Source organism: Pseudomonas sp. ASL4, from assembly GCF_056680395.1.
On record NZ_CM155280.1, the window covers coordinates 5,845,714 to 5,868,848 of the forward strand.

At 59.8% G+C, this 23,135-nt stretch carries 18 protein-coding genes and 3 tRNA genes; 1 reads left to right on the forward strand and 20 read right to left on the reverse strand.

The genetic code is table 11. The features are described 5' to 3' along the window. Positions 1-182 precede the first annotated feature (182 nt). From AC1MEW_RS26730 to truA, 16 genes are all read right to left on the reverse strand, one after another. Positions 183-1,559, reverse strand: coding sequence for a diaminobutyrate--2-oxoglutarate transaminase (locus AC1MEW_RS26730; protein WP_201257025.1), 1,377 nt, complete (start codon positions 1,557-1,559; stop codon positions 183-185). 347 nt (positions 1,560-1,906) lie between these two features. Beyond that, positions 1,907-4,330, reverse strand: a complete 2,424-nt coding sequence (locus AC1MEW_RS26735; protein WP_480424245.1) for a TonB-dependent siderophore receptor — start codon at positions 4,328-4,330, stop codon at positions 1,907-1,909. 67 nt (positions 4,331-4,397) lie between these two features. Then, positions 4,398-5,348, reverse strand: coding sequence for a FecR domain-containing protein (locus tag AC1MEW_RS26740; RefSeq protein ID WP_480424247.1), 951 nt, complete (start codon positions 5,346-5,348; stop codon positions 4,398-4,400). Next, on the reverse strand, positions 5,345-5,854 hold the full coding sequence (locus tag AC1MEW_RS26745) for a sigma-70 family RNA polymerase sigma factor (RefSeq protein WP_322267902.1): 510 nt from the start codon (positions 5,852-5,854) through the stop codon (positions 5,345-5,347). Before AC1MEW_RS26745 ends, AC1MEW_RS26740 begins: the two co-directional genes overlap by 4 nt. Before the next feature lie 394 nt (positions 5,855-6,248). Continuing rightward, positions 6,249-6,325: transfer RNA gene (locus AC1MEW_RS26750), tRNA-Asp, on the reverse strand. A gap of 93 nt (positions 6,326-6,418) precedes the next feature. After that, a tRNA-Asp gene (locus tag AC1MEW_RS26755) sits at positions 6,419-6,495 on the reverse strand. Positions 6,496-6,550: 55 nt separating this feature from the next. Then, positions 6,551-6,626, reverse strand: a tRNA-Val gene (locus AC1MEW_RS26760). Positions 6,627-6,885: 259 nt separating this feature from the next. Next, the gene (locus AC1MEW_RS26765; protein ID WP_322267901.1) at positions 6,886-7,662 is read right to left on the reverse strand and encodes an SDR family oxidoreductase; all 777 of its coding nucleotides are present in this window, start codon (positions 7,660-7,662) and stop codon (positions 6,886-6,888) included. After that, a complete protein-coding gene (locus AC1MEW_RS26770; RefSeq protein ID WP_201202293.1) occupies positions 7,659-8,870 on the reverse strand; it encodes an O-succinylhomoserine sulfhydrylase in 1,212 nt (403 codons plus the stop codon). Before AC1MEW_RS26770 ends, AC1MEW_RS26765 begins: the two co-directional genes overlap by 4 nt. Positions 8,871-8,934: 64 nt before the next feature. Next, a complete protein-coding gene (purF, locus tag AC1MEW_RS26775; protein WP_123425738.1) occupies positions 8,935-10,440 on the reverse strand; it encodes an amidophosphoribosyltransferase in 1,506 nt (501 codons plus the stop codon). Positions 10,441-10,481: 41 nt separating this feature from the next. Beyond that, positions 10,482-11,042: a CvpA family protein gene (locus tag AC1MEW_RS26780; RefSeq protein WP_201202292.1), complete on the reverse strand. Its 561-nt coding sequence runs from the start codon at positions 11,040-11,042 to the stop codon at positions 10,482-10,484. Positions 11,043-11,140: 98 nt separating this feature from the next. Further along, positions 11,141-11,788 carry an SPOR domain-containing protein gene (locus AC1MEW_RS26785; protein WP_201202291.1) on the reverse strand — a complete coding sequence of 216 codons (648 nt, stop codon included), beginning with the start codon at positions 11,786-11,788 and terminating at the stop codon, positions 11,141-11,143. Next, the gene (gene folC, locus AC1MEW_RS26790) at positions 11,772-13,079 is read right to left on the reverse strand and encodes a bifunctional tetrahydrofolate synthase/dihydrofolate synthase (RefSeq protein WP_201202290.1); all 1,308 of its coding nucleotides are present in this window, start codon (positions 13,077-13,079) and stop codon (positions 11,772-11,774) included. The genes AC1MEW_RS26785 and folC overlap by 17 nt, the downstream gene beginning before the upstream one ends. Then, entirely contained in the window at positions 13,076-13,996 is a 921-nt protein-coding gene (gene accD, locus AC1MEW_RS26795; RefSeq protein ID WP_201202289.1) for an acetyl-CoA carboxylase, carboxyltransferase subunit beta, read from the reverse strand. The genes folC and accD overlap by 4 nt, the downstream gene beginning before the upstream one ends. A 196-nt stretch (positions 13,997-14,192) precedes the next feature. Continuing rightward, positions 14,193-14,813, reverse strand: coding sequence for a phosphoribosylanthranilate isomerase (locus tag AC1MEW_RS26800; RefSeq protein ID WP_480424251.1), 621 nt, complete (start codon positions 14,811-14,813; stop codon positions 14,193-14,195). Positions 14,814-14,876: 63 nt separating this feature from the next. Beyond that, a complete protein-coding gene (truA, locus tag AC1MEW_RS26805; protein WP_201205198.1) occupies positions 14,877-15,701 on the reverse strand; it encodes a tRNA pseudouridine(38-40) synthase TruA in 825 nt (274 codons plus the stop codon). A gap of 184 nt (positions 15,702-15,885) precedes the next feature. On the opposite strand from truA, the gene AC1MEW_RS26810 reads away from it, so the two are divergent. Next, positions 15,886-16,548: a M24 family metallopeptidase gene (locus AC1MEW_RS26810; RefSeq protein WP_323570578.1), complete on the forward strand. Its 663-nt coding sequence runs from the start codon at positions 15,886-15,888 to the stop codon at positions 16,546-16,548. A 187-nt stretch (positions 16,549-16,735) separates the two neighbouring features. Here AC1MEW_RS26810 and AC1MEW_RS26815 read toward each other — a convergent pair whose 3' ends face one another. From AC1MEW_RS26815 to leuB, 4 genes are all read right to left on the reverse strand, one after another. Then, complete coding sequence (locus AC1MEW_RS26815; protein WP_480424253.1) at positions 16,736-19,393, reverse strand: FimV/HubP family polar landmark protein; 2,658 nt, start codon at positions 19,391-19,393, stop codon at positions 16,736-16,738. Positions 19,394-19,601: 208 nt separating this feature from the next. Further along, positions 19,602-20,612 (reverse strand): aspartate-semialdehyde dehydrogenase, encoded by a 1,011-nt coding sequence (locus AC1MEW_RS26820; protein WP_480424255.1) that lies wholly within the window; start codon positions 20,610-20,612, stop codon positions 19,602-19,604. A 243-nt stretch (positions 20,613-20,855) separates the two neighbouring features. Continuing rightward, positions 20,856-21,968 carry an aspartate-semialdehyde dehydrogenase gene (gene asd / locus AC1MEW_RS26825; protein WP_149658895.1) on the reverse strand — a complete coding sequence of 371 codons (1,113 nt, stop codon included), beginning with the start codon at positions 21,966-21,968 and terminating at the stop codon, positions 20,856-20,858. 69 nt (positions 21,969-22,037) lie between these two features. Continuing rightward, positions 22,038-23,120, reverse strand: coding sequence for a 3-isopropylmalate dehydrogenase (gene leuB / locus AC1MEW_RS26830; protein ID WP_322267900.1), 1,083 nt, complete (start codon positions 23,118-23,120; stop codon positions 22,038-22,040). Between the last annotated feature and the right edge of the window lie 15 nt (positions 23,121-23,135).

Consider the following 23,135-nt stretch of genomic DNA (forward strand, 5'->3'; position numbering starts at 1 on the left):
GTGAGGTCACTGAATTCGTTATATCGCGAAAAATTAGTTGCTGGTCGACCGATTTATCGGACGACAAAGCCCCAGGTAATGACATCACTTAGCCGAACCTTTTAATAATCAAACGACTGTCGAAGTTATTGACATGAAACTGAAGCCCGGCGGGATTCCTAATGCAACTTCGATTGATTCATTCAAGGACGCAACTGCATTAGTGCAGCAGCCACGGCGTTATCAAAACGCTGAATCACTTGCCGGCATTGTTCTTCGTCGATAATCAGTGGCGGTAATAAGCGGATGACATTGCCCTGACGCCCGCCGCGTTCCAGCAACAGGCCTTGCTTGAAGCACTGTTGCTGAATGGCCACGGCCAGCGCCGGGTCCATCGGGAAATGCCCGTGGCGGTCAGCCGGCTGGCGCTCGTCGACGATCTCGATGCCCAACATCAGGCCACGTCCGCGTACCTGGCCGAGGGCCGGATAATGCGCCTGCAACTCGACCAGTCGGTCCTTGAGCCACTGGCCACGGCGCTCGGCCTGGACGGCCAGGTTTTGCTGTTGCAGCACCTGCAATGTGGCCAGCCCGGTGGCCATGGCCATCTGATTGCCGCGGAAGGTGCCGGCGTGGTTGCCGGGCTCCCAGGCGTCGAATTCACGCCGGATGCCCAGCACCGCCATCGGCAAACCGCCGCCGAGCGCTTTGGACATGACGATCAGGTCCGGCTCGATCTCGGCATGTTCGAAGGCAAACATTTTGCCGGTGCGGGCGAAGCCGGTCTGCACTTCGTCGAGGATCAGCAGGATGCCGTGCTTGCGCGTCACCTCGCGGATCGCCCGCAGCCAGCTCGCCGGAGCACAGTTGACCCCGCCCTCACCCTGCACCGCTTCAAGGATCACCGCCGCCGGCAGTGACACGCCGCTTTCGACGTCTTCGATGAACTGGGTGAAATAGTGGGTCAAGGCCTCGACCCCGGCCTCACCGCCAATGCCCAGCGGGCAACGATATTCATGGGGAAACGGCATGAACTGCACGCCGGGCATCAGGCTGGCGATGGCATTTTTCGGCCCGGTGTTACCGGTCAGGGCCAGGGCACCGTGGGTCATGCCGTGGTAAGCCCCGGAGAAACTGATGATGTTGTTGCGCCCGGTGTAGGTCTTGGCCAGTTTCAGCGCCGCCTCCACCGCATCCGCCCCGGACGGCCCGCAAAATTGCAGGCAGTAATCACGGCCCTGGTTCGGCAACAGGCTAAGCAGGGTTTCGCTGAAGGCGTCCTTGACCACAGTGGTCAGATCGAGGGTGTGCATCGGCAGGCCTGAGGTGAGGAAACTGTCGAGGCTGGCCATGATGGCCGGGTGATTATGCCCCAGGGCCAACGTGCCAGCGCCGGCCAGGCAGTCGAGGTACGTATTGCCTTCGACATCAGTGACCCAAAGTCCGTGCGCCTTGGCGATTGCCAGAGGCAACTTGCGTGGATAACTGCGCACATTGGATTCGAACTTGCTTTGTCGAGCCAGATAGTCGGCATTGGTTTTTTGCAATGGATTAGAGTGCAATACGCCATCATTCAACATCGGTTTATCCTCGATAACTTTCGATATGAAAACTATTCCCATTTACAAAATGACGCAACTGTTCGCTTGCACTATTCCGGAATATTTACATAACTCGATAATCGCTCGTTAAAACCGTTCACGCACACAACTTCGCAAGTTATTCAAACTTGAAAAGGCGATCATCAGTGCCATTACCCGGCCATGTTTTTGTTATAAAACTGATAACTTTGTTAGTACCTTCGAATGGGCATTAACTTATAGATAATTATCGCGATCGTTCATCATGGATTCTTCCTCTAAAGTATTCAGCTGAAGAAACAACACCGCGGCGCCCTTCCCTGTGGCGCAACGCACGTTGAATCGAATCAGAAGTCGACAGTCGCCGACAGGAGGTAGGTTCGTGGGGTCGAGAGCGTCAATCCAGGCTCGCTGTCATCCGAGGCACCGGCCGAACTCCAGTAGCGTTTGTTCGCCACGTTTTCGATATTGCCTCGCAGGGTGACGTTCTTTTCGTCGACCTTGAACGCGTAGCGGGCGCCGACATCCATACGCGTCCAGGCGTCGATTTCCTTGACGTTGGACTGGTCCAGATATTGCGAGCTGGAATAGATCGCGCGGCTGGTCAGGGTCAGGCCCTGTACGGACCGCACGTCATACTCGGCGCCCAGGTTGACGTTGTATTTCGGCGTGGCCGGTGCGCGGTTACCGTCGAAGGTGCCGTTGGTGGTGTTTTTCAACTCACTGTCGATGTACATGACCCCGCCGAGCAGGCGGAAACCGTCGAGCGGTTCGCCGAACACGCTCACTTCCACACCGGTGTTTTCGCGCTTGCCGTTCGGACCGAAGACCCGCGTCGTGGCGTTGGTCTCGTAGGCCGGCTGCTTGATCCGGAACACCGCCGCCGTGACCGCGAACGGACCCGCGTCATATTTGGCACCGACCTCGACCTGCCGGCTGATGAACGGCGGGAAGATCTCGTCTTCGTTCACCGAGGTCGACGGCGCGATCTTGCCCTGGCTCAGGCCTTCCATGTAGTTGGCGTACAGCGACAGCTTGTCGGTAGCCTTGAACAGGATGCCACCCGATGGAGAAACCTTTTCCTCGTCGTAGGCGGTGTCGCCTTTGACGTTATCGGTCCAGTCGTCCACCTTCACCCGCTGCCAGCGGGCACCGAGGGTCAGCAGCACGCGGTCATCGAAGAAGCCCAAGGTGTCGGACAACGCCACGCCGCTGAAGCGGTTCTCGGTGTAGACCTTCGAGTCCTGTCGGGTGGCGATATTAGGCGTTGGGGTTTCCACCGGATCGTAGAGGTTGCTGGGAGCCGAGGCATAACGGGCGCCGCCGTTTTCGAAGTCCATGTAGAAGTAGCTGGCCGCCAGGTTGACTTCATGGCTCACCGGGCCGGTATGGAACCAGTTGCGCACGCCCGCGTTGGCCGTTCGGACATTTTCGTCACGGGTGAAGTCACGGGGTTGAACGCTGAAATCGCCCGCATCGTTGGTAACCGTAACGGCATGACGGAGGAAGTCATGATTACTCTTGCGCGCGCCCACACCGCCATAAAGCATGACCGAATCGCTGACATCGAACTCGCCGTTCACCGTGCCGAAGGTGTCTTTGGTCCGCGCCTTGCTCCAGGGTTGCGCATAGTTGCTGCGCACTTCGCTGGCATGGGGAACCTGCGCGTTGGCGCCGACTATCACACGTTCCTGCGGGGCATCGGTATCACGCTCGGTGTGCCCGATGTCCGTCGAGAGCCGCAGGCGGTCACCACGAAAATCCAGACCCAGCACGGCCATGTCGCGGTCGACACTCTGGTGATCCCATTCGGTGTCACCGGACTGCTTCACGCCGTTGAAACGAATACCGAACTTGTCGTCCTCACCAAAGCGCCGGCCGATGTCCACGGCACCACCGATCTGGTTGTTGGAGGCGTAGTTGGTGGTGAACGAGGTGATCGGCTTGTCGGTTGCGCGCTTGGGCACCACATTGATCCCGCCACCGACGCTGCCACGCGGCGAGATGCCGTTGATCAGCTGGCTCGGGCCTTTGAGGATGTCGACGCGGTCGGCCATCTCCATGTCGATCGTATACGTCGGCAAGACGCCATAGAGGCCGTTGTAGGAAACATCGCTGTTGAACAGGCTGAGCCCGCGAATGGTGAACTGCTCATAGCGGCCACCCGCCGGGTTGGTCGCGCGAACCGACGGATCACTGGCGACCAGGTCACCCAAGGTGCGGGCTTGCAGGTTTTTGACCGCCTCGCTGGTGTAGGTGGTCATGCTGAACGGCGTTTCCATGAAGTCTTTCGAACCCAGCAAGCCCTGCGAGCCCTTGCGTGCGACCTGGCCACCGGCAAACGCTTCGCCGTCTGCCGAACCGGTGGCACCGAGAATCGAGGTAGGGGCCAGTTGCAGGCTGCCGCCCTCTGGCGCTGGGGTCAGGATGTACGCCTGCTCACCCACCGACTGAAGTTGCAGACCGGAACCTTGCAGCAGTTGGGCGAAACCCTCCTCGACCGCGAATTCGCCAGTAAGACCAGGACTGGTGCGACCACCCACCAGCGTCGGATCCACTGACAGGTTGACCCCGGCCAGCCCGGCGAAACGAGTCAGCGCTGCACTGAGGCTGCCGGCCGGCACCTGATAACTGCGTCGAGATGCGTCGTCAGCCCAACCGGCCGTGATGAACAACGGGCAGGCACTCAAACTCAACAACAGACTCAAGCGCAACAACGGGCGTAGCCTGGAAGAAGCCAGACGCGTACTGCAGGGCATCACTACGGGCATTGATAATCTCTCTGATTTCGTTTCACTTGCCTTGAATGACAAGCGACGCGAAAAAAGGGGACAGGCTTTAAACAATATTTTTGCGCGGCAGCAGCGTTACCCAATAACGCGTACGCGAATGCACCTCCAACGGCAGGCTGGCCGCCAACAGCGCCAGAACGCGACCAGTGTCCTCCAGACGAAAACTGCCAGTGACGCGCAGGGACTCCAATTCTGGCTCCCAGCGCAAGATGCCCGGGCGATAGGTGCTGAGCTCCCGCAGAAAATCCCCCAAGGGCTGGTTTTGCGCCATCAGCACGCCGTCGCGCCAGCCTGGGGCGAGTACGTCGAATGGCTCCACGTTGCCAGCACCCGCCGCCAGAAGGCTCACTTGCTGACCACCGCGCAACGAAAAGACCGGCCCGCGCAATGGCTGCAACTGCACCGTGCCGTTGAGCACAGAGACTTTGCAGCCCGACTGGCCCTGACGAACACACACTTCGCTCTGACTGACCACGACGTCCCCGAAGTGCGTCTGGATCGTCAACGGCGAGGTGCCGGGGACTTTTAGCGCTATCTCGCCTTCTACGAGTTTCAGCCGCCGATTCTTCAGGTCGATGTCGACGGCACTCGCCGTGTTCAATTGCAGCGAGCTGCCATCGGCCAACTGGACTTTTTTGCCCTCCCCGGTCGCAGTCCGCAGATCAGCGCGCCAGACATCCAAAGGCAATTGTCGACTGATCAGCCACGCTGCCGGCACCAGCGCCACCGCGCCGACAGCGCGCTTGAGGACGGTGCGTCGACTGGTTTGCGGCCGATCCAGACTGGCCATGGCCAGAGCCGATGGCAGGTCGGCGAAGCGTTGGCGCAAGAGTTGAGCTTTTTGCCAGGCTTGTTCGTGACTGGAATGACTATCGCGCCAGCTCTGCAGCTCGGCATGATCGCGCTCATTGGCGGAGCCGGACTCCATGAGCGCCAACCACTGCGCAGCGGCCCGCACGACTTGGCGGGCTTCGGCCGACGGTGCCGAACCGATCACAGCCCCACCAGCAGACAATGCTCATAGGCTTGAGCCATGTAGCGCTTGATCGTGCGTTCCGAGACTTGCAGGCGCTCGGCGATCTCTTGATAGCCCAGGCCTTCCAGTTGGCTCCAGAGAAACGCCCGTCGCACCGGGCGTGGCAATCCATCGAGCAATTCGTCCAGGGCCTGCAGGGTTTCCAGCAGAATCCAGCGCTGCTCGGGGGACGGCACGCAGTCCTCAGGCAGCAATGCTAGCGCACTGAGGTAGGCTTGTTCCAGGCTTCGGCGCTTGTAGAAATTGGTCAGCAGCCGTTTACCGACTGTTGCCAGGTAGGCGCGAGGTTCTTGCAGGTCAGCAATGCGCTGGGAACTGGCGAGTAAACGCACAAACGTATCCTGGCTGAGGTCCGCCGCATCATGGCCATTGCTCATGCGTCGTCTCAACCAGCTTTCGAGCCAGCCACGATGGTCGCGGTACAGGTCGTGGAAGGTTTGCCCCGTCGGCATCGCTGCATCACTCATCTAAAGAAAACCCTGCGCGAAGAAATATTTTAAATGCGACTCATTCTAATTAGTGTTGAGACTTCAAACCAAGTGCTTTGTGCGGTTTACACCCAGTAAATACTTGAAAAAAGGTAATACCACCGGGTAGTTCGGGCGTGCAGGCACCGGTTAATCAGGGCTGCGGGGCATTGAGGAAAATCTTCGGGAAGCGTCAGAATTCATTGCACATCCGCGCTTGGTTGGCGGAGGCGAATCCCTGAGGACCAGGGGAAGGAAGAGAAAAGCCAAATCGCAGACACAAAAAACCCCGGTCTTTCGACCAGGGTCTTTGCTATCGACTCGAATAAGGCGCTGGCATTACCAGCAGCTTTCTTCGTAGCTCCAAGGCGTTCAGTGGGCCTTGAGGCAGATATGGCGCAGCGGACGGGACTCGAACCCGCGACCCCCGGCGTGACAGGCCGGTATTCTAACCGACTGAACTACCGCTGCGTATCGCTTTGGACTTTCGCCCAAGTAACTCGTCTGACTGAAAGCTTCGAGGCTTTTCAATCTCGAAGAAGGTAAAAACCTGCTTCGGTAATATGGCGCAGCGGACGGGACTCGAACCCGCGACCCCCGGCGTGACAGGCCGGTATTCTAACCGACTGAACTACCGCTGCGCGTCGGTGGAGGCTTTTAAAAGCTTCCATCTTGCTTTCGCAAGACTCTCGGAAGTGGTGGGTGATGACGGGATCGAACCGCCGACATTCTGCTTGTAAGGCAGACGCTCTCCCAGCTGAGCTAATCACCCGTTTGCATCTCCGAGGCCGCGAAATTTACGCAGGTAGCGAACCTAAGTCAATAGCAGGATTGAAGTTTTTCTGAAAAAGACAAAATCGTGTCATTCCCGACGACATCGGCAACAGTCAGACCGCATTCGCGAGCAGGCTCGCTCCCACAATGGAAATGCATTCTGCCAGAAGAAACCCGGTCTACTGTCGGAGCGAGCCTGCTCGCGATGAGGACAGCACATTCAACATCAATGCTGACAGCTGCTGCCCCTCCTCACATTATTCGCTGTAAATCATCTTCTTGGTCATGCCGCCATCGACCACGAATTCCTGGCCAGTGACGAAACCGGCGTTCCTGGACAGCAACCAAGCCACCATCGCCGCCACATCCTCGACCGTCCCTACCCTGCCCGCCGGATGCTGGGCATGGTCGGCATCGGTCAGCGGTTCGGCACGCCGTACTGACGGGTCCCGTGCATCAATCCAGCCCGGACTGACCGCATTGACGCGGATTTCCGGCCCCAGACTGATCGCCAACGCGTGAGTCAGGGCCAACAGGCCACCCTTGCTCGCCGCATAAGCCTCTGTGTCAGGTTCCGACTGCCCGGCACGGGTCGAGGCCAGGTTGACGATTGCGCCGTTGTGAGCACGCAGGTACGGCGCACAGTGCTTGGCCAGCAACATCGGCCCACTGAGATTCACTGCCAACACACGATTCCAGTAGGCCAGATCAAGGCTTTCCAGGGTGATGTTGTGCGGATCGGCGACTGCCGCATTGCACACCAACGCATCCAGACGCCCGAACTGCCCCAGCACCTCGGCGACGCCCAGCGCCACCTGCCCTTCGTTCGAGACGTCCATGGCGATGAACCAGGCATTGTCGCCCAGCACCTTCGCCACTTTCGAACCCCGCACGCGGTCCAGGTCCGTCAACACCACCTGCCAGCCTTCGCTGATTAGCCAGGCCGCGATGCCCAGGCCGATACCGCGCGCGGCACCGGTGACCAGCGCAACGCGGCCATGGGTGCCCGTAGCCGGCGTGGCCAACTCGATCACAAGGCAGCCAACCCGCGCGCCAGATCGGCTTGCAGGTCTGCTACGTCTTCCAGGCCGACCGCAACACGAATCAGGCTGTCACGGATGCCCGCGGCTTCACGTTCTTGCGGCGCCAGACGGCCGTGAGAGGTAGTGCTCGGGTGAGTGATGGTGGTCTTGGTGTCGCCGAGGTTGGCGGTGATGGAAATCAGTCGGGTTGCGTCGATAAAGCGCCAGGCGCCCTCTTTGCCGCCCTTGACTTCAAAACTTACGACCGCACCGAAGCCTTTCTGCTGACGCTGGGCCAGTTCGTGCTGCGGATGGCTCTTGAGGCCGGCGTAGTGGACTTTCTCGATGCCGTCCTGCTGTTCCAGCCATTCGGCCAGTTGCTGAGCGTTGGCGCAGTGCGCCTTCATGCGCAGGTTCAGGGTTTCGAGGCCCTTGAGGAAGATCCAGGCATTGAATGGGCTCAGGGTCGGCCCGGCGGTGCGCAGGAAACCGACGACTTCTTTCATCTGTTCGCTGCGACCAGCCACGACGCCACCCATGCAACGGCCCTGGCCGTCGATGAACTTGGTCGCCGAGTGCACGACGATGTCGGCGCCCAGTTTCAGCGGCTGTTGCAAGGCAGGCGTGCAGAAGCAGTTGTCGACCACCAGCATCGCACCTTTGGCGTGAGCGATTTTCGACAGTTCGGCGATATCCACCAACTCGGCCAGTGGGTTGGACGGCGATTCGACGAACAGCAATTTGGTGTTGACCTTGATCGCAGCATCCCAGCCGGACAGGTCCGCCAGAGGTACGTAGTCGACTTCGACGCCAAAACGCTTGAAGTACTTCTCGAACAGACTGATGGTCGAGCCGAACACGCTGCGCGAAACCAGCACGTGGTCACCGGCGCTGCACAGGCTCATCACCACCGCCATGATCGCGGCCATGCCAGTGGCAGTGGCCACCGCTTGCTCGGCGCTTTCCAGCGCGGCGATACGTTCTTCGAACGCACGCACGGTCGGGTTGGTGTAGCGCGAGTAAACGTTGCCCGGCACTTCACCGGAGAAGCGTGCCGCCGCGTCGGCAGCGGTACGGAACACGTAGCTGGAAGTGAAGAACATCGGATCACCGTGTTCGCCTTCCGGCGTACGGTGTTGACCGGCGCGTACGGCCAGGGTATCGAACGCTACGCCATCGAGGTCGCTGTCCAGCCGACCGGCATCCCAATCCTGACTCATGCTGTCACTCCTTGCCTTGCTCTTTTAGTAGATACAAAACCGGCCCCTCAGGGCCGGTAGTTACTCAGTTGTTATACAGATCAATGATCGCACTGACTGCCTGTGTCTTGACCTTGGAGGCATCGTTGCGCGCCTGCTCGATCTTGTTCAGGTAAGCCTCGTCGACGTCGCCGGTGACGTACTTGCCGTCAAACACCGCGCAATCGAAGTTCTCGATCTTGATCTTGCCGCCACCGACCGCTTCGATCAAATCAGGCAAGTCCTGATAGATCAACCAGTCGGCGCCGATCAGATCAGCCACGTCTTGGGTCGAACGGTTGTGGGCGATCAGTTCGTGAGCACTTGGCATGTCGATGCCGTAGACGTTCGGGTAGCGAACGGCTGGCGCTGCGGAGCAGAAGTAGACGTTTTTCGCGCCAGCTTCACGGGCCATCTGGATGATCTGCTTGCACGTGGTGCCGCGAACGATCGAGTCGTCCACCAGCATCACGTTCTTGCCGCGGAATTCCAGTTCGATGGCATTGAGCTTCTGGCGTACGGATTTTTTCCGCGCAGCCTGGCCCGGCATGATGAAGGTCCGGCCGATGTAGCGGTTCTTCACGAAGCCTTCGCGGAACTTGACGCCCAAGTGGTTCGCTAGCTCCAGGGCCGCGGTGCGGCTGGTGTCCGGAATCGGGATGACCACGTCGATGTCGTGCTCTGGACGCTCGCGCAGGATCTTCTCGGCGAGTTTCTCACCCATGCGCAGACGGGCCTTGTAGACCGAAACGCCATCGATGATCGAGTCCGGACGCGCCAGGTAGACGTGTTCGAAGATGCACGGGGTCAGGGACGGGTTGGTCGCGCACTGACGGGTGTGCAGCTTGCCGTCTTCAGTGATGTAGACCGCTTCGCCCGGTGCCAGGTCGCGAATCAGGGTGAAACCGAGCACGTCCAGGGACACGCTTTCGGAGGCGATCATGTACTCGACGCCTTCGTCGGTGTGACGCTGGCCGAAGACGATCGGACGGATGCCGTGCGGGTCGCGGAAACCAACGATGCCGTAACCGGTCACCATCGCCACGACCGCGTAACCACCGACGCAACGGTTGTGCACGTCAGTCACGGCAGCGAATACGTCTTCTTCGGTTGGCTGCAACTTGCCGCGCTGGGCCAGCTCGTGAGCGAACACGTTGAGCAGTACTTCCGAATCGGAGTTGGTGTTGACGTGGCGCAGGTCAGATTCGTAAATCTCCTTGGCCAATTGTTCAACGTTGGTCAGGTTACCGTTGTGCGCCAACGTGATGCCGTAAGGCGAGTTGACGTAAAACGGTTGAGCTTCAGCCGAAGTCGAGCTGCCTGCGGTCGGATAACGCACATGGCCAATGCCCATGTGGCCGACCAGGCGCTGCATGTGACGCTGATGGAACACGTCACGCACCAGGCCATTGTCCTTGCGCAGGAATAACCGGCCATCATGGCTGGTCACGATACCGGCAGCGTCCTGGCCGCGGTGCTGGAGCACGGTTAGCGCGTCATACAGCGCCTGATTGACGTTCGACTTACCGACGATACCGACGATGCCACACATGCGACGCAACCCCTACTTAATGGATCTGAACTGAACACAACTCACTGAGGCGTTTTGGCCGTCGGAAAGAGGTGTTCCTTGAACGGTAATTCAGCGGGTACGCTGATACCGCTGGCAAGCCACTGACTGCTCCACCCAAGAATCAGGTTTTTGGACCAGTCTGCGACCAATAAAAATTTTGGCACGAGCTGTGATTCTTTCCACCAGCCGTCCTGCTGTACCGGCCCCAGGCTCAACAGCCCGACCGCCACGACCACCAGCAACACGCCACGCGCGGCGCCGAAGGCCATGCCGAGGAATCGATCGGTCCCGGATAGCCCGGTAACGCGAACCAACTCGCCGATAAGATAATTGATCATTGCGCCTACGATTAACGTGGCGACAAACATGATGGCGCAGCCCGTGATCACACGAGCCGAAGGCGTTTCGATGTACCCGCCGAGGTACTCGGACAATGAACCACCGAACATCCAGGCGACGACTCCTGCGATGATCCAGGTCACCAGCGATAATGCTTCTTTGACGAAGCCGCGGCTCAAACTGATCAATGCGGAGATGGCGACGATTGCAACGATCGCCCAGTCAACCAAGGTAAATGGCACAGTGCAGCCTACAGACAGATAAGGCGGCGCATTTTAGCAGAGCCCATGCTTATCGGTAAGCTGCGATTGTCAGTGCATTTCAAATCGGGTGGATAGTTTTAACCGCGCTCAGGCTGGAAACGTACGACAAAACCTTTCAGGTTCTGCTGGCGACCCAGCAAGTCACGCAGGCGATCGGCTTCTGCACGCTCGATCAGCGGCCCGACAAACACCCGATTCTTGCCGTCGGCAGTCCGGATGTAGGCGTTATAGCCTTGGCTGCGCAGGGTTTTCTGCAGACTTTCTGCACTGTCGCGGCTTGCCAGACTGGCCAATTGCACCGACCAACTGATCGACAGGCCATTGGCATCAACGCGACTCTGAGTGGTGTCCGGCTTGGCCGGTGCGGCAGCAATCGGCTGGGTCGGTGCCGGTTTCGCAACAGGCGCTGGCGCCGGTGCCACCGGTTTGGCGACTGGCGCCACGGGCACAGCCGGTTTGATCGGCATCGACGGTGCTTGATCATCAGCAATCTCGTCGTCGCTTGGCACCGGCTCCTGAGGCAAGGCTTGCGGTTCAGGCACCACCACCGGCTCGACCTGTACTTGCGCCACCGCAGGGGCTTGCGGCGCAGACGGCGCCTGCACCGTCACTTGTCGCTGTTCGTCCTGACGGGAAAACAGCATCGGCAAGAAAATCACCGCCAGCGCCACCAACACCAGGGCACCGACCATACGCTGTTTGTAAGCCTTATCCAGCAAAGCCATTTGCCGCTTCCTCCGTGGAGCGCCGGGCCAGCCATTCAAGGGCCTCGGCAACACAATAAAATGATCCGAACAACAAAATCTCATCGTCACTCGTCGCCAGCGCGCACTGCCCTTCCAAGGCTGCTGCCACGCTGTCATACGACGCTACCGAAGCGCCAAGGTTCTGTAACGCCGCGTGCAAATCTGCAACCGGACGTGCTCGCGGCGAATCCAGCGGCGCAACAGCCCATGACTGGACACTAGCATTCAATTCGCCGACCACACCATCCAGATCCTTGTCCGCCAGCAATCCGAACACTGCCAGACGCTTGCCGACCGGCGGCCGACTGGCCAGACGCCGGGCCAGATACTCTGCCGCATGCGGGTTATGCCCCACATCCAGTAACAAATTCAGGCGCTTTCCCTGCCAGTTGAATTGCCGACGATCCAGCCGACCGACGATTCGCGTCGCTTTCAGCGCTTCAACAATCTGTGCATCAACCCACGTCAAACCTGACAACAGATAAGCCTGCAATGCCAGCGCAGCGTTTTCCATCGGCAGATCCAGCAACGGCAAATCATGCAGCTCGACGACACGCCCTTGAGCGTCAACGCCACGCCACTGCCAGTTGTGATCGGTGATCCCGAGATCAAAATCGCGCCCACGCAGGAAAAACGGGCAAGCCAGCTCGCGCGCCTTGTCCAGCAGGGGTTGGGGAGGATTCAGATCGCCGCAGAGCGCAGGCGCACCCTGACGGAAGATGCCAGCCTTCTCGTAGGCCACGGATTCACGGGTATCGCCCAGGTAATCGACGTGATCGACGCCAATACTGGTGACCAGCGCCATGTCCGCGTCGACCACGTTGACCGTGTCCAGACGTCCGCCCAGGCCGACTTCCAGCACCACCGCATCCAGACTGGCCTGTTGAAACAGCCAGAATGCTGCCAGGGTGCCCATTTCGAAGTAGGTCAGGGACGTTTCGGCACGGCCGGCTTCGACCGCCGCAAAGGCATTGCACAGTTCGGCGTCAGTGGCTTCGACGCCATTGACCTGCACCCGCTCGTTGTAACGCAGCAAGTGCGGAGAATTGTAGACACCGACATTCAGGCCTTGCGCCCGCAGCAATGACGCCACAAACGCACACGTCGAGCCTTTGCCGTTAGTGCCGGTGACCGTAATCACCCGAGGCGCCAGCTTGCCCAGTCCCATGCGGGACGCTACCTGTTGCGAGCGCTCCAGGCCCATGTCGATGGCCGAAGGGTGCAACTGCTCAAGGTAGGCGAGCCATTCGCCAAGGGTGCGCTCGGTCATATGTTCGCAGGTACCGGTGGAATCACGATTGGCTCGATTGGCGCAGCGACGAATTTCGGCGTCGGCAGGCCCATCATTTGTGCCAGCAGGTTGCCCAGACGTGGGCGCAGTTCCTGACGGTGAATGATCATGTCGATCGCGCCGTGCTCCAGCAGGAACTCGCTGCGCTGGAAGCCTTCCGGCAGTTTTTCACGCACGGTTTGTTCGATTACGCGCGGACCGGCGAAGCCGATCAGGGCTTTTGGCTCGCCGACGATCACGTCGCCCAGCATCGCCAGACTGGCGGAAACGCCACCGTAGACCGGGTCGGTCAGTACCGAGATAAACGGAATGCCTTCTTCACGCAGACGCGCCAGTACCGCCGAGGTCTTGGCCATTTGCATCAGGGAGATCAGGGCTTCCTGCATCCGCGCACCACCGGAGGCAGCGAAGCAGATCATCGGGCACTTGTTTTCCAGCGCATAGTTGGCGGCGCGAACAAAACGCTCACCAACGATGGCGCCCATCGAACCACCCATGAAGGAGAATTCGAAGGCCGAGACCACCACCGGCATGCCCAGCAAGGTGCCGCTCATGGAGATCAGTGCGTCTTTCTCGCCAGTCGCTTTCTGCGCAGCGGTCAGGCGATCCTTGTACTTCTTGCCGTCGCGGAATTTCAGACGGTCAACCGGCTCCAGCTCAGCGCCCAGTTCGGCACGGCCTTCGGCGTCGAGGAAAATGTCGATACGGGCGCGAGCTCCGATACGCATGTGGTGGTTGCACTTGGGGCAAACGTCCAGGGTCTTTTCCAGCTCCGGACGATACAGCACAGCCTCGCAAGACGGGCATTTGTGCCAAAGACCTTCAGGCACCGAGCTCTTCTTGACCTCGGAACGCATGATCGAAGGGATCAGTTTGTCTACTAACCAGTTGCTCATGCTTTCTTTCTCCAGTACCGGCGGCCCGAACGCTTTGGTTCGCAGCCCCGCGTATGCCCTTGAGCTAAATTCATGTGTGTGGCGATGATTGATGGATTGCCGGGTCAGTGAAACTGACCTTCGTACACCCCAAAAACCCTCAGCCGTGCCTGCTTTCGTGCAAGTGAAGTTATGGACGGCGGCAGTCTGCCAGCCGTCACATCCCGCGTACCGCTTTGATAAATGCCTGAATCTTTGCGTGATCCTTGATGCCCTTGCTCGCCTCCACCCCGCCGCTGACGTCTACGGCATAAGGCCGAACCCGGGCAATCGCCTCGGCGACGTTATCGGGGCTCAGACCGCCCGCCAGGATAATCGGCTTGCTCAAGCCTTGCGGTATCAGTGACCAGTCGAAGGCTTCGCCAGTTCCGCCCGGCACACCTTCAACATAGGCATCGAGCAGAATACCGCTGGCACTTGGGAACGCAGCGCATGCCGCCCCAATGTCATCGCCGGCCTTGACCCGCAGCGCCTTGATGTACGGGCGATTCCAGCTTTCACACTCGGCAGCGTCTTCGTCACCGTGAAACTGCAGCAAGTCCAGCGGCACCGCGTCGAGAATTTCCCCCAACTCGCAGCGACTGGCGTTGACGAACAAACCCACGGTGGTCACGAACGGCGGCAAGGCCTTGATGATCGCCCTCGCCTGCTGAAACGTCACCGCCCGTGGGCTTTTGACGTAAAACACAAACCCGATGGCATCAGCCCCGGCCTCGACTGCCGCCAACGCATCTTCTATGCGGGTAATCCCGCAAATCTTGCTGCGAACGGCTGACATGTCGATAGAACCCCAAGGCAAATCCGAGAAAGTCCCGGATGGTAACAAATGCGTTCGAGGGCGTCAGCCGTCAAGTTCGGTGAAACCGGTCAGGAAGTGTGGACCGATGTAACGCTCGGGCAGCGGGAACTCGTCGCGGTACTCCACCTGCACCAGATACAGGCCGTACGGGTGCGCCGTAACCCCGCCAGAGCGGCGAATACGACTCTCAAGCACTTCCTTCATCCACTCCACCGGACGCTCGCCGGTACCGATGGTCATCAGCACCCCGGCGATGTTACGCACCATGTGATGCAGGAAGGCGTTGGCGCGGATGTCCAGCACAATCATCTTGCCGTGCCGGGTGACGCGCAGGTGATGCAATTGCTTGATCGGCGACTTGGCCTGGCACTGTCCGGCACGAAATGCGCTGAAATCGTGAGTACCGACCAGATACTGGGCGGCTTCGGCCATGCGCTCGACGTCCAGCGGACGGTGGTTCCAGGTGATTTCTTCGTTCAGGTGCGCCGGGCGAATCTGATCGTTGTAGATCACGTAGCGATAGCGCCGGGCGATGGCTTTAAACCGTGCATGAAAGTGCGCCGGCATGACCTTTGCCCAACTGACGCTGATGTCGTGGGGCAGATTGATGTTGGCCCCCATGACCCAGGCCTTCAGTGAACGGTCGACCTGGGTATCGAAATGCACCACTTGGCCGCAGGCATGCACGCCCGCGTCGGTGCGACCGGCGCAATGCAGCGACACCGGTGAATCGGCGACTTTGGACAACGCCTTTTCGAGGGTTTCCTGCACGGTCAGCACGCCAGAGGCCTGGCGTTGCCAGCCGCGATAACGCGAGCCTTTGTATTCAACGCCCAACGCGATCCGGAAAAAGCCGTCGGCCGCCATTTCAGCGGCCGGATTATCTATATTTGCCAAAGGGTGACAGCCTGCTGATGTACGCAAAGGCTGGCATTATAAGGCCGCAAGTCCGGGACGCCAGAGCCGCGTGGTATTTGCGCTATTGCATCGTTCATACAGATTTCGCTATATAGATAACTACACAACGAAAACACAAAACCGAGACCTGATGATGACCGCCATTCTGAACAAGGAAGCCGTCGGCCTGGCCTACAGCCTGGAAGGCATGCAGCACGCTAAACGCAAGACGTGGGAAGCCATCGAAGAAATGGCCCGCCGAATCAAACCCGGCATGCTTGAATCCGAGGCCCAGACGATGAGCCTTGAAGTGCTGAATGAACTGGGTATGGACCGAATCTGGCACCCATCGAAAATTCGTTTCGGCGAAAACACCCTGAAAACATTCAAACAGCCCTCTGACGGCGATCCAGTGCTGGCTGAAAGCGATATTTTCTTCATCGACCTCGGCGTGGTCTGGGATCGCCATGAAGGCGACTCGGGCGCGACGTTCACCGTCGGCAATGACCCCGAGATGAAGGCGTGTGCCGTGGCGGCAAAAGCGTTGTTCGATCAGGTTCATGAGTACTGGCGCACGCAGCAGGTCGCCGGCCCTGAGTTGTACCGCTATGCCGACGAGCAGGCGAGCGCAATGGGCTGGAAGCTGAACCTGGAAATCAAGGGCCACCGGGTCAGTGACTTCCCCCATGCGATCTATCGTGCCGGTGATTTGGGCAGTTTCGAGGACTGCCCGAATGTAGGGTTGTGGATTCTGGAGATCCAGATTGCCCACCCTACCCGGCCGTTTGGCGCGTTTTATGAGGATTTGCTGGCTTAAGATTCAATGTTGAATGTTAGAGCCTCATCGCGAGCAAGCTCGCTCCCACAGGGATTTGTGTACGCCGCAAATCCAATGTGGGAGCGAGCTTGCTCGCGATAGCAATAGACCAGACACCAACCATCTATCGCAGAAACAAAAACGGCAGCCTCTATGGGCTGCCGTTTTTTTACTACTTACCTACCCATCAAGCCAGACGCGAAAGCATTTCCTTGGCTTCAGTCTTCTGACCCGCATCACCCTCGGTTACGACTTCATTGAGGATGTCCCGCGCGCCGTCGTTGTCGCCCATGTCGATGTAGGCCTGGGCCAGATCGAGCTTGGTGGCGACTTCGTCAGTGCCGGAGAGGAAGTCGAACTCCGGCTCGTCAGCCACGGAAGCAGCGGCGTCTTCTGCGGTGAAGGTGGGTTCATTGATGGTATGGGACAAACTATCCAGCTCAGCGTTGACGTCATCCAGTTCTGCCGAGAAGGCATTCGGCGCCTCAGGGGTGTCCATTTCGTCAGCCAGGGACAGGTCGAAATCGGCCGGCAGTTCCAGATCGTCCAGCGCCGCCTCGGTCACGGTTGGCACTTCAACGCCCGGCAGGTCTTTGACGCCCTCATCCAGGTCCAGCAGGAAGTCGTCATCAGCCAGGGTCGCTGGCGAGGCATCGCCACCGAGGTCCAGGTCGAGATCGAAGTCCGACAGGTCGTCGAGGTTGTCCTTGATGTCCGTCTGCTGTTGCAGCACCGACCCAAAGCTCAGGTCGTCGTCCAGCGGGAATTCGTCCAGCTCTGCCAACGCTTCGGGCTCAGGTGCTGCTGCCACAGCAGGAGCAACCACGGCCGGAGAAACGTTTTCCAGGTCATCCAGGCTCAAGTCGAAAGCGCTGTCGAGATCATCGACAGCCGGCTCTGGAGCCGGCGCTTCAGGCTCGTCCAGCAACAGGTCCTTGACGTACTGAGCGTCCAGCTCGGCAGCGACGGCGGCGGCAGCAATGCCACCGGCAACCACGAGGGCCATGGCCGGGAAGCGGCTTTTCAGCTGTTCGACCTGGGCGAAGTTATCGCCATTGGCCACCAACTTGCGCTCCTGGGCCACGAACGCATCACGATCACCTTGCTGACCATAGACTTCCATCAGCTTCAAACGCAGATCACTGCGTTGCGGTTCTTGCTTGATACCGTCTTCCAGCAAAGCCGCTGCCTGATTCAAACGACCGGCGGTGATGTGCGACTGGGCGTGAGTCAGTACGTCGTCGTTGCGCTCGGCGGCAGGCGAAATCAGGGGGGCGGCAATCGGCGGCGTGACCACGACGGGAGCAATCACTGGAGCCGGAGCCGGAGCTGGCACAGGTGCCGGAGCTGGCACATTAGCGAGCTTCACGGTCGGCGGCGGCACTTCAAGACCTTCGAAGCTGCTTTCCGGCAAGTCTTGCTCGGTGGAAAGCTCCTGTTCCTCAGACAAGGCACGCGCCATGCGCAGATGCTTTTCGGCTTCTTGCTGGGCTTTGCGGCGACGGGCCAGCAGCAACAGCAACAACAGCAGAACGACTGCACCACCACCCACCAGCCCCAGCAGGACCGGATTGGTCAGCAAGTCATTGAAGGTCTGATCGCTAGAAGCCACAGGCTTCGGCTCGATCGGCGTTTCGGCCGGGGCCGGAGTCGCCTCGGGCGCCGTTACGACAGGCGCTGGCGCTGCTGGAGCCGTCGCCGTCGGGGTTGCCGGCGCGGGCGCCAACTGAGCCGACATCGCCGGAGCGGTGGCAGTGGCAGCCGCCGGAGCCACCGGAGTACCCGTAGCCCCGTCAGCCTGCAACTTGGCCAGTTGATTGTTTTTCAGCTCGATCAGGCGTTGCAGCTTATCCAGCTGACTTTGCAGATCGGTCATGCGGCTTTTCAGTTCGGCATTGTCACGACGGGTCGTGTCGAGGCTTTCCTGGGTGACCGCCAGTTTGTTGCTCAGATTCTTCGCATCGCCAGCAGCGCCCTTGCGGCCCTTGCCGGATTCGGCAGAGACCAGGGTCAGGTTATCTTTCGCCGGCTGGGTCGGCGCGGCATCCGCACGACCGCGCTTGGTGGCGTCGAGCTGCTGCTGGCCGGTTCCAGGCTTGGCGACGTAACGACGCCCCTGGCGCCATGCGGTGTTCTGCGCGGCGACTTCAGCGATGGCTTTGGGTTGCGCCAGGCTGGTGCTTTGCACCTGATCCGGCATGCGCAAGACCTGGCCGGTCTTCAGCAGGTTGATGTTGCCGTTGATGAACGCATCCGGGTTCAACGCCTGGATGGCCAGCATGGTCTGCTGCACCGAACCGCCATTACGCGCCTTCGCTGCGATTTCCCACAGGGTATCGCGCGGCGTGGTGGTGTAAGTCGATGGCTTGGTGGCACCGGTGGTTGGCGCGGTAACGGCTTGAGCCGGCGCAGGTTGCGCGGCGGCGTCGGCGGTTTGTGGCGAGAATTTGGACGGATCGAGCAGCACGCTGTAATCGCGCAGCAAGCGACCGTTAGGCCACATCACCTGAACCAGGAATTTCACCATCGGTTCGGAGAGCGGTTTGCTGGACGTCACGCGCAGGATGCTTTTACCGCTGGCGTTGAGCACCGGGGTAAAGGTCAGGTCATTGAGGAATGCCTGGCGATCAACCCCGGCCTTGGCGAAATCGTCGGCCGAGGCCAGGCTCGGCACCACTTCGGCAGCGGTGAGGTCCTTGACGTCGAGCAACTCGATTTCTGCCACCAGGGGCTGGTTCAGCGTCGACTTCAGGGTCAGTTCCCCGAGCCCGAGGGCATGCGCCATACCGGAGGACAGCGCCGAGGCGGCCGCTATTGCTAACACCAGTTTGCGAACTTGAACCATAGCCTCATCCTTTGTTTGAACATTCCTCGGCCAGCGAGAAGGTGTTGAAAGTCGCTGCCGTAAGGCATTGCGCGCGGCGGCGAAGGGTCGTCGCGCGCGATCATTTCTTTGATGCCCTGGAAAGTCCCGTAGGGTGACTCGCCTTCAGCACTCCGGCCAAGCATAGCGCTCAGCTAGAATCATTCGACAAATTGTTGCCAAGTATCTTTTACAGCAGGTCTTTTATCAACAATTCAGCCACCTGCACAGCATTGAGCGCAGCGCCTTTGCGTACGTTATCTGACGTCAGCCACAGATTTAGTTCCGACAGGTCGTCGACACCGTGGCGAACCCGGCCGATGTAGACCACATCCTGCCCTACCGCGTCACCTACCGGCGTCGGGTAATCGCCTGCTTCGACCAGCTCAATGCCCGGCGCGTCTTCCAGTGCAGCGTTCACTTTTGCCAGGTCCACAGCGCTCGCTGACTGCAAGGTCACACTAAAGCTATCGCCAAAAAACACCGGGGCTTGAATGCAAGTCGCGGAAATCTTTAATAAAGGCAGCGCTATCACCTGACGCAGCTCACGTACCAGGCGTTTTTCCAGCAGCGTGTGACCCTGATCATCGGGTTTACCGACTTGGGCCAGCAAATTAAAGGCCATTTGCCGATCAAAGAAAGTCGGCTCCAGCGGACGCACATTGAGCAGTTCGGCGGTTTGCCGGGCCAACTCGGTCACCGCTTCGCGGCCCTGGGCGGAGACGGCCAGGCTGGCGGTCACGTTGACTCGCTGCAGGTCGATCACGCCGAGCAACGGCGCGAGCACCACGGCCAAGGTGGTGGCCGACGGGCTCGGGCTGCTGACCTGGAACGGCTTTTTCAGACCCGCCAACACCTGAGCATTGGCTTCCGGCACCACTTGCGGCGCCTGATCGGCCGGCAACGCGCCGGACAGATCGATTAGCGAGCAACCGGCAGCCGTGGCGCGCGAGGCGAAACTCAGGGTCACCGCCGGGCCGGCAGCGAAGAACACCAACTGAACCTTGCTGAAATCGAACTCATCGACTTCCCGCACGCGTACGTTCTTGCCGCGAAACGGTACCGAATGCCCGGCGGATTCGCTGCTGGCCAGCAGGTGCAGGTTGCCGACCGGGAAGTCTCGCTCTTCAAGAATCTGCACGAGCGTTTCGCCGACAGTACCGGTGGCGCCGATCACGGCAATATCGAAGGACTGGCTCATGGTTCTACCTCAGGCGAAACGGGGGGAGCGGCACTTTACCGGGTGGCTGGCATGCAGGCAATTCGGGCGGAGATTTGTGGTACCAGTTCCGGCCCCTTCGCGAGCAAGCCCGCTCCCACAGGTTAATCGCAATCCCATGTGGGAGCGGGCTTGCTCGCGAAGGCGGCCTCTCTGACTACACAATTTCCATAAAAAAACCCGCACCTCTTTACAAGGCACGGGTTCTTTCACAGCTTCAACCGATCAACGCTCAAGCAGAATCCGCAGCATGCGACGCAGCGGTTCGGCCGCGCCCCACAGCAGTTGGTCGCCGACGGTGAACGCGCCCAGATACTGGGTGCCCATGTTCAGCTTGCGCAGACGGCCAACCGGTACGTTCAGGGTGCCGGTGACTTTCGTCGGGCTCAGTTCCTGAATGCTGGCTTCGCGGCTGTTCGGCACCAGTTTGACCCAAGGGTTGTGCTGGCTGATCAGCCCTTCGATGTCGGCGATCGGCACGTCTTTGTTCAGTTTGATGGTCAGTGCCTGGCTGTGGCAGCGCATGGCGCCGATACGCACGCAGATGCCATCGACCGGAATCGGGCTCTTGAAGCGGCCGAGGATCTTGTTGGTCTCGGCCTGGGCCTTCCACTCTTCGCGGCTCTGACCGTTCGGCAGTTCTTTGTCGATCCACGGGATCAGGCTGCCGGCCAGCGGCACGCCGAAGTTTTCGGTCGGGTACGCGTCGCTGCGCATGGCTTCGGCAACACGGCGGTCGATGTCGAGGATCGCGCTGGCCGGGTCAGCCAGTTGATCGGCGACAGCGGCGTGGGTCGCGCCCATTTGCTTGATCAGTTCACGCATGTTCTGCGCGCCGGCACCGGAGGCCGCCTGATACGTCATGGCGCTCATCCACTCCACCAGCCCGGCTTCAAACAGACCGCCCAGGCCCATCAGCATCAGGCTGACGGTGCAGTTGCCGCCGATGTAGTTCTTGGTGCCCGCGTCGAGCTGCTGGTCGATGACCTTGCGGTTCACCGGGTCCAGCACGATCACCGCGTCATCCTGCATGCGCAGGCTGGAAGCGGCGTCGATCCAGTAACCCTGCCAGCCGGCTTCGCGCAGTTTCGGGAAGACTTCGCTGGTGTAGTCGCCACCCTGGCAGGTCAGAATCACGTCGAGGGTTTTCAGCTCTTCAATGCTGTAAGCGTCCTTGAGCGGAGCAATGTCTTTGCCCACGGACGGGCCTTGGCCACCGACATTGGAAGTGGTGAAAAACACCGGCTCAATAAGATCGAAATCCTGCTCTTCCAGCATCCGCTGCATGAGCACGGAACCGACCATACCGCGCCAACCGATCAGACCTACACGTTTCATCGCAACTACACCTTCTTTAAAAAGTGGGCCGCTGCTTTCGAAGTTGAAAGTGGCAGCGGGCCCGAGAGATTACAGATTCCGCAGCGCGGCGACTACTGCGTCACCCATTTCCTGCGTACCGACTTTAGTGCAACCGGTCGACCAGATGTCGCCGGTGCGCAGGCCCTGGTCCAAAACCAGACTGACGGCCTTCTCGATCGCATCGGCTGCATCCTGCAGATTGAAGCTGTAACGCAGCATCATCGACACCGACAAAATGGTCGCCAACGGGTTGGCAATGCCTTTGCCAGCGATGTCCGGCGCCGAACCGTGGCACGGCTCGTACATGCCTTTGTTGTTGGTGTCCAGGGACGCCGACGGCAGCATGCCGATGGAACCGGTGAGCATCGAGGCCTGGTCGGACAGGATGTCGCCGAACAGGTTGTCGGTAACGATCACGTCGAACTGCTTCGGTGCGCGCACCAGTTGCATGGCGGCGTTGTCGACGTACATGTGGCTCAGTTCGACTTCAGGGTAATCCTTGGCGACTTGCTCGACCACTTCACGCCACAGCTGGCTGGACGCCAGCACGTTGGCCTTGTCCACCGAGCAGAGCTTTTTGCCACGGACCATGGCCATGTCGAAACCGACACGGGCGATGCGGCGGATTTCGCTTTCGCTGTACGGCAGGGTGTCGTAGGCCTGGCGCTCGCCGTTTTCCAGTACACGCACGCCACGTGGCGCGCCGAAGTAGATGCCGCCGGTCAGTTCACGGACGATCAGGATGTCCAGGCCAGCAACGATCTCAGGCTTCAGGCTCGACGCTTCGGCCAGTTGCGGGTACAGGATCGCCGGACGCAGGTTGCCAAACAGGCCCAGCTGCGCACGAATCTTCAGCAGGCCGCGCTCAGGGCGGATGTCACGCTCGATGGTGTCCCATTTCGGGCCGCCCACGGCGCCCAGCAGTACGGCGTCGGCAGCACGGGCGCGAGCCAGGGTTTCATCAGCCAGCGGCACGCCGTGCTTGTCGATCGCTGCGCCGCCGATCACGTCGTGGCTCAGTTCGAAGCCCAGGCTGTACTTGTCGCTTGCCAGCTCCAGCACCTTGACCGCTTCGGCCATGATTTCCGGGCCAATACCGTCACCTGGGAGAATCAGAATCTGCTTGCTCATGCTTTCCTCATGTCA